Genomic DNA, 13,825 nt, shown 5'->3' on the forward strand with positions numbered 1-13,825 from the left:
TTAAGTTTATGTGTTACTCCTTGTTATGCCGAAAGTTCGGCAGAAACAGTAACACCAGCAGCCCAACAGACGGTAGCTAATTTATCACTACAACAAACGAGTACAAATAACCAAAATGATGTTCCAATTACGGATGTTGCGACGCTTGTAACTCAAGCACAGCAGCAACAAGATAGCTTGGCTATATTGCAACAACAAGAACAATTTCCAAATCAGATTGAAGAATTTAAGCCAATTACGCTTGATAACCTTGATGACTTACCTGTTATGCCTGTTGATCAGAGTATGGCAAATGAAATTTATCGGGTTGCAGAAGAGGCAAAAACTGAGGCGCAAAACTTCCAAAATGGAACTCAAAAACATCCAGAAATGGTGGTCAATGATGCATCTCAAGCAGAATTACATGAAATTACTCAAGCACCTGTAAATATTGACCAACTCATGAGTGAGATTCAATCGGATAGTAAGATTGTAGTCGAAGCAAATGAAACGGGAAAAACTTTACCAGAACTTACAGCCGCTACAGAAGAACCACCTGAAGAGAAAGGTTTCTTTAAACGTATTATCAATAAAATTCGTCCGCCGCGTGTGACTCCGATGGAACAAATTCCACGTATCACTGCGGAGGTTAGTGGTGCACCGGATGATCTTGCTAAAAATATCAAAGGTAAGTTATCTACATTTACCCAAGAATCATTTGAAGATTTTAATTCTGCGTTACCACAGCTTAGAAGTTTAAGTAACCAAGCCGCACAAGCTGTAGGTTATTACAATGCCGAATTTCGTTTTGAAAAATTAAGTGCAAGTCGAGTACGCGTAAAAGTCACACCAAATGAACCTGTTCGAATTAATGAACAAAATATTGAATTTAGTGGAGCAGGTGCAAAACAACCACAGTTCCAAGTTATTCGTTTAGTTCCAGACCAAGATGTAGGTGATATTTTTAACCATGGTCTGTATGAAACAACTAAAAGCCGAATTGTAGATGCTGCATCAAATAATGGATACTTTGATGCATTCTGGCGGTTACACGATGTAAAAGTCAGCCAACCTGAAAACAAAGCAGATATTAATCTCAAATATGAAACGGGTGAGCGATACAAGCTTGGTAAGGTTGAGTTTCGTATGAGCGATCCTTCAAAACCATTACCTATCAAATTAAATATTTTGGAAAGTATGGCGCCTTGGAAAGAGGGCGATGACTATACATTTTGGCGTGTAAATGCTTTAGCTAATAACCTGACTAACTCGCGGTATTTTAACTATACTTTGGTCGATTCAATTAAACCTGATCCAATTGAAAAGCCGCTTGAATTACCTCCAGATTTACAAGCACTGGTCGATCAGCAAAATGTCACGATTGACGAATCAAAACTGCTTTCTCCAGAGCAACAACAACTTGCTAAAGCACGTCAATTAGCCTCACCTACTAAAGAGGTTAGTCAAAATGTTGTAGACGAAAAACAATTTGCTGGGACTGAAAATGCACAATTAGCTGCAGCTCCAGCTGCTTTAAAAACTGCAGCAGATCATCAAGAGCAAGAATCGGAACAAGACCGTTTACAAGCTAAAGCACGTGAAGAAAAAAGAATTCCAGTTATTGTGACTCTAAATGCAGACAGATTAAATAGTCTGGAAACTGGTGTAGGTTATGGTACCGATACGGGAGCTCGCTTACGTAGTCAATATCGTCGCTCAATTGTAAACGAATATGGTCATTCATTTGACGCGAACTTTGAGCTTTCTCAAATTCGTCAGTCCATAGATGGCCGTTATAGTATTCCTTATAAACACCCATTAAATGATTACTTTAACATTGTGGGTGGTTATGAGCGTGAGACTAGAGATAATATTGGGCCTGATGTCAGTTTATTAACGGAATCTGCCGTGTTTGGTGGAGAGCGCGTTATTAAAAAACCGTTAGGTGATTGGCAACATACCATTGGAGTTCGTTATCGTCTGGATCGTTTAACTCAAAAAGGAAATGTCGATATTTCAGAGTTACCCGATGCTTTTAAAACTGCCGCTTCAGAGCAAGAAGCGTTATTGTTTGGTTATGAAACTTCTAAAACTTCAAGTAATACACGTTTAAACCCAACTAAAGCATTTAAACAAAGTTATAAGTTAGAACTGGGAAGTAGCAGTTTACTTTCCGATGCCAATATGGCAATTGCAACAGCTGGTTGGAGATTTATTTATTCTTTAGGTGAGCATGATGACCATCAGTTTGTGGGCCGATCAGATCTTAGTTATATTTTTACCGATGAGTTTGATAAAGTTCCATACAATTTAAGATTCTTTACAGGTGGTGACCAAACAATTCGTGGGTTTGACTACAAAAGTCTTTCTCCGGAAGTAGATGGATATAAAATTGGTGGACAGGCTCTAGCGGTAGGCTCTCTGGAATACAACTATCAATTCAAAGAAGGTTGGCGAGCAGCAATTTTTTCTGATTTTGGTAATGCTTACGATAAGAATTTTAGTAACCCGACAGCTTATAGCGTTGGTGTTGGTATTCGTTGGAAGTCACCTATTGGCCCAATTCGTTTGGATGTAGCTTCGGGTATTTCTGATGAAAATCATCCAATTCGTTTGCATTTCTTTATTGGTCCACAACTTTAAAAATAAAATTTTATTAGGTTTATTTTATGGCGGAAGTAGAACAGCAGCCCACTTCGGCACCAAGCTCTCCTAAGAAGCGACGTATTTTGCGTAGCTTCTTGCTGACAATATTAATCATACTTTTATTACTTGTTGCTTCCATCATTATTATGATGTCGACTGACCGTGGAAGCCGTTTTTTATTAGACCGTGTTTTACAAGCTCAACAAGTCATTAAATATGAGTATGAAGGTGGTAATTTACTTAGGGGAATTATCCTTAAAAATATTATTGTTCAGTTGGCAGAAGTCGATGTTACTTTAGATAGAGCTGATGTTCGCTTAGGATGGCGTTCTTTACTATTAGAAAAAGAAGTCCATTTAAGCAACGCAGATGTACGCAACTTAATCATTATTAATAAAGCGCCGCCGTCAGATAAACCATTTGGATTTAAACCTATAAAACTACCATTTGTTTTACGTATAGATAAGGCAGATGTTGATCATTTAGAAATTAAAAATTCGGGTTCTGTTGTAAATTTTCATGATGTCCACTTAAACGATGCGCTGTGGTCAGAGACAAAGCTGAAGTTTGAAAACTCAAGTATGGATATGGGTTATCTTTCTGTACATAACGCAACAGGAAACATGGATTTTAGTGGGAAATATCCGCTTAATGCGACAGCAGATTTAAGAATTCCTTCTTTAAAAAGCTTAAATATTCAAAATATAAAAGTTGCAGCCCGAGGAAGTTTAGATACATTACAAGCTGGCGTAGCAACTACAACACCAGACCTCTTAACAGGCTGGGTTGTTTTACATCCGGTTCGTCATGAAGTTCCAATGCAAGGGGCTTTGTCACTTAAAAATTATCACTTGCCTTTACTAGTTGATCAAAAATTATTTGCTAAAAATGGTGTTATTAAATTTGAGGGTAATGTTCAAAAGCTTAACTTAGCACTTGATACAGATTTAAAAGGTGCAAACTTACCTGAAGGCCAATACAATGCCTTAATGAATACTGATTTAGTACATCAGTTGAATATTACTGACTTTAATGGCCAAGTCATGAAAGGTGCAATTAACCTTAAAGGGTTAGTGAGCTGGAAAGACCATATTACTTGGGACATAAAAGGTCGTTTAGATCATGTTAATCCTAAAGATAAAGCGATTCCTCAAGTCGTTCAGGACTTCTTGCCACCAAGTTTAGATGCAGCAGTTTCTTCCACTGGTTCTTTAGAAAAAGGCACTGAAGTATTAGCGAATGTAGACTTCGACCGTTATGAATCTTGGAAACTTAAATTAAACCAAGCACCTGAAAAGAATAAAAAACCTCAGCCAATGTTTATGAATGTGGCTTGGTCAAAAATAGATCGTCCTATGCCATATATAGGTTGGTTGAGCAGTGATAGTGGACAAGTTGATCTGACTTTGCGAGATGGTCAGCAAGATATTAAAGTCGCAACCAAAGTATATCAGCATGAACAGACTCTATTACCAGCAGGACAATATCTCGCAACGTTGAACGTTAAAGATAATATTCTCAATGTTCCTAGTTTTAGTTTTGCTGCTCAAAAAGGCAGTCTAACAGGTCAGGCCAAGGTTTTATTGCCTACTGAAAAACGTCAGCTGGCTTGGAATGCCTTATTAAATGCAAAAGACTTTAATCCGCAAAGTATTCATACAGCAGCACCTGTTAACCTACTTAATGGATCAATCAAAGCAAGTGGTTTTGCAAAGCCAAATCAACAAATTATTCAACTTGAAAAAATCGATTTAAAAGGTCAATTGGCTCAAGCAGGCCAAGAAACGGTTGCATTAGCAGGGAAAAGTACAGCGGCTTTATTATTTAATGATGTTAAAGCAGGTGGTGGGTTTAAAGGTTTTGCAGTTAATTATGATGGATCTTTGAAAGCACTTAATCAGGCGAATGGATTATTAAAGTTCTCTATTGCGGGTACTCCAGAGTTTATTCGAATTAACCAGTTACAACATGATGGTGTTGCTGGAAAAATCTATGCGACTGGCTCAGTAAACTTAAAAGATCGTATTGCTTGGGATATCAACAGCTCGCTTGTACGTTTTAAACCTCAATATTTTGCTTCAAGTGTAAAAGGCGAAATTTCAGGAAATGTAAAAACGCAAGGTGTTTGGTCTGATAAGTTAAAGCGTATTGATATTCAACAGTTGAATCTTGCAGGATTTTTGAATAACAAGCCAGTGAGAGGTAGAGGTAACTTATCTGTACTTATGGATTCGAACCAAAAGGGCTTTTTACCTCAACAATTTGAAGCGAATAATCTATTTTTGGTTTATGCACAAAACCAGTTACAGGCAACGGGTAATGCGCAAAATTTAAAAATTAAGCTCAATGCACCTGCACTTTATGAGTTGTATCCTGGCTTGAGTGGTCGTGCCTATGGAGATTTGAGTGTCCAATCTCAACCTCGCCTAAAAGCTACCGCGAATATTGCAGTGGATAACTTTGCGTATACTAATTTAGTGAGCATAAAAAAACTGCGTATACAGGGTGAACTCCCAACATCTGAAACAACACCAACCCAGCTTACAGCTAAGTTAGATAATTTACGTAGTGGTAGCCGTCTAATTCAGTCTGCTGAAGTTAATTTAACAGGAACACGGAAAGCGCATTTATTAAAAGTGCAGGCAAACAATAATGTTTCTAAATTCTATGTTCAGTTAGCAGGTGGTTTTAACCAAAATAATGATTGGTTAGGCCAAATTCAAAAAGGAAGTTTTGATTCGCGACGAATTCGTTTAGCACAAAATCAAAATGCACCTATTATTTTCTCATCAGCACGTTCTGAATTATTTGTTGGGCAACATTGTTGGCAGAGTAAAAATAGTCAGTTATGTCTTGATCAACCTGTACGTGTAAGTAAAGCACAGGGTAATATTTCATTTGTTACCCAAAATCTGGATTTAGGTGATTTTGCTGCGTTTATGCCAGAAGGGTTGGCAATGACAGGTCAGCTCAATGGTTATGCAAAAGCTTCTTGGGTAAATGGTGGGCATCCTAAACTTGATGCACGTTTAGTTACTCGAAAAGGTGAACTAGGCCTAGCTGCGGAAGATCCTCAAGATCCGCCAACCACGCTGAATTATGATGAGCTCAGTGTAATTGCGAAGAGTATCTCAGATGGTCTATTGTTACGCGTTGACGTGAAAACACCTGATATTGGTACTGGCTATGCAAATGTCATTATTAATCCATACCAACCCTCTATGCCAATGCGTGGTGAGGTGGCCTTTAATGATGTGCAATTAAAAGTTTTGAAACCATTTATTCAAGATGTACGCTCAATGAGTGGTACGTTAGCTTTAGCTGGTAAAGTAAATGGTACTTTAACCCAACCGCAGTTTACGGGTGAAATGCGTTTGAAAAACGGGGCAATCAGTATGATTTCCCTGCCAGTGAACTTAACCAACGTACAAGTGTATTCATCTATTCGTCAGGATATGGCAACAATTGATGGTGCATTTAACAGCGGACAAGGGGTAGGTTTACTTAAAGGCAGTTTCGACTGGAAAGATTCACCGCGTCTACAGTTGAACTTAAAAGGTGATAATTTACTGGTACGCCAAGCACCATTAATTACAGCAATTGCAAATCCGAATTTGACACTTGATATGTATCCTTTCGATAAACGTTTAAGTTTGAAAGGGTCTGTAGATGTTCCTCGTGCACGTATTTCAATGCCTGAAACAACTGCACCTGTCATTAATACATCTTCAGATGTGCGTATCGTCCGTCAGGGCCAAGACCCACTTGCAATTTTACGCGCAGCTAAACCTTGGGATATTCGTGCTGATATTTCGGTGAATATTGGTAACCAAGTAATCTTCCAAGGCTTTAACAGTAATATTCCTTTAGTTGGTCGTTTGAACTTGACTCAACGTGGTTATGAAACTGCAATGCGCGCGATGGGTGCTATTGGTGTAAGTCAAAAAGTGAAAATTGAAGCATATGGTCAAAGCTTAGATTTAAATCGTGCAATTGCTCGTTTCAATGGGCCACTGTCAAACCCGACTTTAGATATTGATGCGAATAAAAATGTTCAGGGCAGTATGGTTGGTGTGCGTGTTACGGGTACTGCGTCATCACCAAGTATTCAAGTTTATAATGATGCTGGTTTGTCTGAACAAGAAGCCTTGAATGCATTGGTAACGGGTCGTATTAATGAAGGTTCAAGCGGTTTAAGTAATTCGGAAGGTTTTAAATCTGATGTAAACAATACTATTGCCGCTGCTGGTATTAGTATGGGCTTAGGTGGCACTCGTGCTTTAACGAATCAAATTGGTCGTACTTTTGGCTTAAGTGGACTTGCCTTAGATGCCCAAGGTACAGGGGATGATACTCAGGTAAGCTTAACTGGATATATCACACCTGACTTATTTATTCGTTATGGTGTTGGTGTATTTACGCCAGTCAATAAGCTTACCTTACGTTATCAAATGAATCGACGTTTATATTTAGAAGCAAGTCAGTCTTTAGAAAGAGCGATCGACTTATTCTACAACTGGCGTTTCTAAATGTATGAATTAAGAGCTCACTTTAAGTGGGCTCTTATTTTATTAAGGTTATACCATTTTAAAAAAATTAATAATTCTCATATAGATCATTAATTTAATTTGAAGTAATCACATATTAAACACGATTCTGGTTAAAGAAACTTCACTTGAAAATTGCTGTTTTATAAATTAATTTTCAAAATCATTAAATGAAATTAGATCGATAAAGCCTTGTTGATAATTACAAATAAGGTGAATTCTCAAGGAAATGCCAGTGAAAAAAGTTACTTGTGTTGAAATTACAGAGAGCAAGGATAACGATATAAAGCTTAAATATCGTACATTGATTCAGAAATTAACAGCAACTTTATCGTTGACGTTTTTATCACTTGGATGGGGCAACATGGTGAATGCCGCAGATCAACAAATCGCTTTAGTGGGAACTTGGACATCTATTCCTAATGCACCACTTGTGCAAAAACCAAAACAGGCCAGTGAAGGTTTGTACCAGTTTCAATTTAATAGGGATGGGACTTTAACTCCTATTAAAGTATTAAAAATGAAAAGTCCTTCTTGGATTGTGAAATCGAAAGATGGCCGTTTTGCATATACAACAAATGAAGAAAATTTAGGAGAGGTCACTGCATTATCAGTTCAAAACGGAAAGGTAGAGGTGCTAAACACAGTAGATAGCCATGGTGGGCATCCAACACACGCCTCAATCAGTTTAGATGGTAAATTCCTATTCGTGTCGAACTATTCTGCATTTGATAAAGGTCGTGGTGGTGTAGCCGTTTTGCCAATTTTACCAAATGGACATATAGGTGAAATGGTACAGAATATTGTTTTCGCGGAAGGTTCTGGCCATGTCAAAGGTCGTCAGGAAAGTGGTCATGCACATTCGACAACTTTCAGCCCAGATGGTAAGTATTTATATGCGAGCGATCTAGGAAATGACAAAGTCTATGCCTTTCGTTATAACCCTAACAAACTCCAACCACTTGAAGCAGATAGCAGTCGAGATGTGAAGTTTGTTCATGGTTCTGGGCCGCGCCATATGGTCTTTTCTCCAAATGGAAAACATGCGTACATTACCGCAGAAATGCGAAGTGAAATTGTAGCGTTTAATGTACAAGATGGACATTTGAAAAAAATAGCTGAGCTAAAGTTGGTACACGAAGATAAAACACCTGAATTTAAGAGTGCGAGTGGAATTATCTTGAGTCCAGATGGCAAATATGTCATTGCTGCCAATCGTGGCGCAGACAACAAACTTTTGGTATTTAAAATTCAACAAAATGGGTTGTTAGGTCAACCAGTCATTTATAAGGCTAATGGCATTGAACCACGAGCTTTCTCCTTCGATGCAACAGGTAAATATTTATATGTGACGAATGTATATAGTAATAACATCAGTTTGTTCCGCTTTGATGCAAAAAGCGGTAGCTTAAAACCTGCTGGCGATGCTGCAAAAATATCTACACCTACTGATATTAAGTTCTTTAATTAATTTGAGTAAAGCAACCTATATTTTTGACACTTCATATAAAAGACCGAGAGCGAGTATCTCGGTTTTTTTATGGCAGTTTTTGCAAAGTCTGTCAGATTCAGTATGATGTGGGCAGCTTAGTCTGTGTAGAGTAATGATGAAAAAAGTTTTATTTGTCTTGATAGGAATGTTGTTAGTCGGCTGTACAGAGAAAAAACCTTTGACACCTGAAGAACAATGGCATGGCTTTTGTACCAGTGTTGGTAATGCGGCTAGAAGTATTGTGTTTGACCGGCAGCAAGCAATTGAAAAGTCTCAAGCGGTTGAGCATGCAAATAAAATTGAAGATGAGATCACCAAAAAATTCATCTTGAATATTATTGAGAAAGTTTATGCTATTCCACAAGATCAGCTAAAAACTAACCCAGAAGCCCTACAAGAAAAAATTAGAAAACAAATGGCAGATGAATGCTTAGTTACACCACATGACAAAATGCCGAACTACAAAAAGTTCTAAGTGTGCAAGACATCGTCAACACTCCACTAAGGTGGAGTGTTCTTTCAATTCAAAATATCGCATGATAAGTCAGTCATTAAGATCATTATTTACACAGGGGTATTTAGTTACAAAATAATGGGCATCACGGAGAAACACCCCGCGCGCATTAACTTTTAGCTTGAACTCTAGTAAAATTTTGTAGTCCATATTACTTGTGAAGCTTTGTGAAAGCTGGAATTTACAAGTAATTTTTTAAAAAAAGAGGAATGAACACCGTGCTAGAAGCTTACCGCCAACACGTTGCTGAACGTGCCGCACTCGGAGTCCCACCGAAGCCACTTGATGATGCTCAAACTGCTCAACTTGTTGAGTTATTAAAAAACCCACCGGCAGGTGAAGAAGCATTCTTGGTTGATTTGCTTGAAAACCGTGTTCCTGCAGGTGTTGACCAAGCAGCTTATGTAAAAGCAGCTTTCTTGGCAGCGATTGCAAAAGGCGAAGCGACATCTCCGCTAGTTTCTAAAGAACGTGCAGTTTATTTACTAGGTACGATGCTTGGTGGCTACAACGTAGCGCCTTTAGTTGAGCTTCTAGATGATGCTGAATTAGGTGGTTTAGCTGCTGAAGCATTGAAAAAAACATTACTTGTATTTGATGCGTTCCATGACGTAGCTGACAAAGCTAAAGCTGGCAATGCGAATGCAAAAGCTGTTTTACAATCTTGGGCTGATGCTGAATGGTTCACTAGCCGTAAAGACGTACCAGAAGAAATCAAACTTACTGTATTCAAAGTAACGGGTGAAACAAACACCGATGACTTGTCTCCAGCTCAAGACGCTTGGAGCCGTCCGGACATCCCATTACACGCAAACGCAATGTTGAAAAACGAGCGTGATGGTATCAATCCTGAAAAACCAGGTGAAGTTGGTCCATTAAATCAAATCAAAGAACTTATTGCTAAAGGCAACCAAGTTGCTTATGTAGGTGACGTTGTTGGTACAGGTTCATCTCGTAAATCTGCAACAAACTCTGTGCTTTGGTTCTTCGGTGATGAAATCGCCCACATTCCAAACAAAAAAGACGGTGGTTTCTGCTTAGGTTCTAAAATCGCTCCGATTTTCTTCAATACTATGGAAGACGCTGGTGCGTTACCTGTAGAAATTGACGTTGCGAACATGAACATGGGCGACGAAATCGTTCTTAAGATTGATCACTCAGCAGCTAAAGTAACTGCGTTCAAAAACGGTGAGCAAATCGCTGAATCTGAACTTAAAACTCCAGTTCTTTTAGACGAAGTGCGTGCTGGTGGTCGTATTAACTTGATCGTTGGCCGTGGTTTGACTGCTAAAGCGCGTGAAGCTTTAGGTCTTGCACCATCTACATTATTCCGTACTCCAGTACAACCTGCTGCAACTGGCAAAGGCTTCACTTTAGCTCAGAAGATGGTTGGTCGTGCATGTGGTCTTCCAGAAGGTCAAGGTGTAATTCCTGGTACTTACTGCGAACCTAAGATGACTACAGTTGGTTCTCAAGATACAACTGGTCCTATGACTCGTGACGAGTTAAAAGACTTAGCTTGCTTGGGCTTCTCTGCTGACTTAGTTATGCAATCTTTCTGTCACACTGCTGCTTATCCAAAACCAGTTGACGTACAAATGCAACATACACTTCCAGACTTCATCATGAACCGTGGCGGTGTGTCTTTACGTCCAGGTGACGGTATTATCCACTCTTGGTTAAACCGTATGCTTCTTCCAGATACAGTAGGTACTGGTGGTGACTCGCATACTCGTTTCCCAATTGGTATTTCATTCCCAGCAGGTTCTGGCCTTGTAGCTTTCGCTGCTGCAACTGGTGTAATGCCACTTGATATGCCTGAATCAGTTCTTGTTAAGTTCAAAGGTAAAATGCAGCCTGGTATCACTTTACGTGACCTTGTACATGCGATTCCTTACTATGCAATCAAAGAAGGCGATCTTACTGTTGAGAAAAAAGGTAAGAAAAACATCTTCTCTGGTCGTATCTTAGAAATCGACTTAACAGAAATGGAAACTGACTTAACAGTTGAGCAAGCATTTGAACTTTCTGATGCTTCTGCTGAACGTTCAGCTGCTGGTTGTGCAATCACACTTTCTGAAGAGAAGGTTGCTGAGTACTTACGTTCTAACATCACAATGCTTAAGTGGATGATTTCACAAGGCTATGGTGATGCTCGTACAATGGCTCGCCGTGTTGAAAACATGGAAAAATGGTTAGCAAACCCAAGCCTACTTAAAGCTGATGCGGATGCTGAATACACTAAAGTGTATGAAATTGATTTGTCAGAAATCAAAGAACCTATTCTTTGCTGCCCGAACGATCCAGATGATGCAAAACTTCTTTCTGACGTTCAAGGTGACAAAATTGATGAAGTATTCATCGGTTCTTGTATGACTAACATTGGTCACTTCCGTGCTGCTGGTCAGTTACTTGAGAAAGTACCAAGCGGTTCATTAACAACTCGTTTATGGTTGGCTCCACCAACACGTATGGACGAACACCAGTTAATGGAAGAAGGCTTCTATAACACTTATGGCCGTGCTGGTGCACGTACTGAAATGCCTGGTTGTTCATTATGTATGGGTAACCAAGCACGTGTTGCGCCGAACACAACTGTTGTATCGACTTCTACACGTAACTTCCCTAACCGTTTAGGTCAAGGTTCTAACGTTTACTTAGCATCTGCTGAGCTTGCATCTGTTGCTGCTGTACTTGGTAAATTACCAACTCCAGAAGAATATCAACAATATGCAGCTCAAATTGACAGTATGTCTGCTGACATCTACAAATATTTGAATTTCGACCAAATGGGCGAATATACAAATGCTGCTGATAAAGTAGATACTAAGAAAATTGCTGCTGCTCAATTGACTTAATACCTCAATTTAGTACAAAAAAGGAGCTGATTATTCAGCTCCTTTTTTTATTTAAAAGAGAATTAATACACAATTTTCAAATTAAAATATTAAATAGATCATATTTTGTATATTTAAAATGTAAAAATAAATATAGCGCTAGATATTAAAGAAGTTTTTGTTTTAAAATGTTTTCATGAACTTAAAAATAATTAAAAAGAACACGGGTATTTTATATATGGAACTTAAAAATGCTAAAGACAATTGTTGAATTTAAATTTGATGATTATCAGTTATATGATCAAAAATTATCAACAGAAGACGGAAATACATTAGTACAGAAAACTGAAGATATTGCACAATATATTTATAGTATCTTGAAAAATAGATATCACTTAAATATCGAATTAAATCCTGAACGTTGGGGGTGGGAAATAGAAGTACCTCTACCAGAGATCACGATGTATATTGGTATTAGTGTTTATGAAGAATATAGCAATGGTTTCGCAATATTTATTTCACCAAATACACCAATTTTGAAAAGATTTCTTTTTAGAAAATTGGATATTACTCATCATATTATGCTGCTTCAAAATTATATTAATGTCATTTTGAAATCACATGGCGGTATTTATGATGTGCAATGGTGGGAAGAAAATGAGTTTAGATATGTTGCTGCCCATTAAAATATAATTAGAAAATATGAAATATTCTTTATGATTGTTTAGCTAATACAATTAATAAAATATTTTATTAAGAGTTATAGTGGTGAATTTGCGTGTGTGAGCTTAATATATGTTCAAGATAATGTGGCTCAGATCCGTATGCGAGTTTTAGCTTGGAAGGCATTACGTAAGTTCTTCTATAACAACCTTCATGATCATGATTACGAAACGACAGTAAGTCGATGTATTAACTATTTCTTGGTTTTCTTAATTATAGGTAATGTAATTGCGGTATTGCTAGAAACAGTAAATGATCTGTATTACAGCTATTGTATATGGTTTGACTACTTTGAAAATATCTCTATCACAATTTTCAGTATTGAATATCTCTTGCGCCTCTGGAGTGTAGTCGAACGTGATCCGACACAACCTGCTTGGAAACAGCGTTTTGCTTGGATGAAGAGTGGAGAGGCACTGATTGACCTCATGGCAATTCTGCCTGCATATCTAAATTTCTTTGTACGAATAGATCTTCGTATGCTTAGAATTTTACGTTTACTTCGACTCTTAAAATTAACCCGCTATTTTATCTCTTTGCAAATATTGCTTTGTGTCATTAAAAGGGAAAAGGGCTCGTTTCAGGCAGTAATTTTCATTTTAATCATTATGATTATTATGACTGCTTCAGGTATTTATGTGGTTGAAAATAAAGCTCAACCAGAAGCTTTTAGCTCTATTCCAAAAGCAATGTGGTGGGCAGTCGTTACCTTAACTACAGTCGGATACGGTGATGTCACACCCGTAACCAGCTTAGGAAAGTTGCTAGGTGCTTTGATTACAATTTTGGGGGTAGGGATTGCTGCTTTACCGGCTGGTATTTTAGCCTCTGGTTTAGCTAATGAACTGAACCAGCGTAATCAGCGCCTTGAACAAGAGTTCCGAGAGTTACTTCAAGTGCGTGGTATAGATATCATTCACGATGAAATTGAAATAGAACGTATTCGGCAAAAAGTCGGATTGCCAAAAGAACAAGCGCATAATCTGATTATTCAAATCATGCGCGAAAAGGTATTAGAAGAAAAAGAAGTGGAAAGGGAAAAGAAATGTTATTGCCCACATTGTGGTGGAAAGCTAACAGACTAGTA

The 13,825-nt window shown here is 38.2% G+C and carries 6 protein-coding genes and 1 pseudogene; all 7 read left to right on the forward strand.

Features of this window, described 5'->3' with window-relative positions; translation table 11 throughout:
- Positions 1-117: 117 nt before the first annotated feature.
- Positions 118-2,622 (forward strand): annotated as a pseudogene (locus I8T81_RS07075) (autotransporter assembly complex protein TamA); the annotation flags it as partial.
- A gap of 26 nt (positions 2,623-2,648) precedes the next feature.
- On the forward strand, positions 2,649-7,154 hold the full coding sequence (locus tag I8T81_RS07080; RefSeq protein ID WP_198072453.1) for a translocation/assembly module TamB domain-containing protein: 4,506 nt from the start codon (positions 2,649-2,651) through the stop codon (positions 7,152-7,154).
- A 247-nt stretch (positions 7,155-7,401) separates the two neighbouring features.
- Positions 7,402-8,643 (forward strand): lactonase family protein, encoded by a 1,242-nt coding sequence (locus tag I8T81_RS07085; RefSeq protein WP_406935402.1) that lies wholly within the window; start codon positions 7,402-7,404, stop codon positions 8,641-8,643.
- 133 nt (positions 8,644-8,776) lie between these two features.
- Entirely contained in the window at positions 8,777-9,139 is a 363-nt protein-coding gene (locus I8T81_RS07090) for a hypothetical protein (protein ID WP_198072455.1), read from the forward strand.
- A gap of 257 nt (positions 9,140-9,396) precedes the next feature.
- Entirely contained in the window at positions 9,397-12,036 is a 2,640-nt protein-coding gene (locus I8T81_RS07095) for a bifunctional aconitate hydratase 2/2-methylisocitrate dehydratase (protein WP_077163439.1), read from the forward strand.
- 230 nt (positions 12,037-12,266) lie between these two features.
- Entirely contained in the window at positions 12,267-12,701 is a 435-nt protein-coding gene (locus I8T81_RS07100; protein ID WP_004700904.1) for a hypothetical protein, read from the forward strand.
- A gap of 138 nt (positions 12,702-12,839) precedes the next feature.
- Positions 12,840-13,823, forward strand: coding sequence for an ion transporter (locus tag I8T81_RS07105; RefSeq protein WP_198072746.1), 984 nt, complete (start codon positions 12,840-12,842; stop codon positions 13,821-13,823).
- Positions 13,824-13,825: the final 2 nt, after the last annotated feature.

It is taken from the genome of Acinetobacter seifertii, from assembly GCF_016064815.1.
Taxonomy (GTDB): domain Bacteria; phylum Pseudomonadota; class Gammaproteobacteria; order Pseudomonadales; family Moraxellaceae; genus Acinetobacter; species Acinetobacter seifertii.

Bases quoted from the DNA above. Each gene is read 5' to 3' on its own strand.
- I8T81_RS07085 (WP_406935402.1), top strand. From the start codon at position 7,402: ATGCCAGTGAAAAAAGTTACTTGTGTTGAAATTACAGAGAGCAAGGAT.
- I8T81_RS07100 (WP_004700904.1), top strand. From the start codon at position 12,267: ATGCTAAAGACAATTGTTGAATTTAAATTTGATGATTATCAGTTATAT.
- I8T81_RS07080 (WP_198072453.1), top strand. From the start codon at position 2,649: ATGGCGGAAGTAGAACAGCAGCCCACTTCGGCACCAAGCTCTCCTAAG.
- I8T81_RS07090 (WP_198072455.1), top strand. From the start codon at position 8,777: ATGATGAAAAAAGTTTTATTTGTCTTGATAGGAATGTTGTTAGTCGGC.
- I8T81_RS07105 (WP_198072746.1), top strand. From the start codon at position 12,840: ATGCGAGTTTTAGCTTGGAAGGCATTACGTAAGTTCTTCTATAACAAC.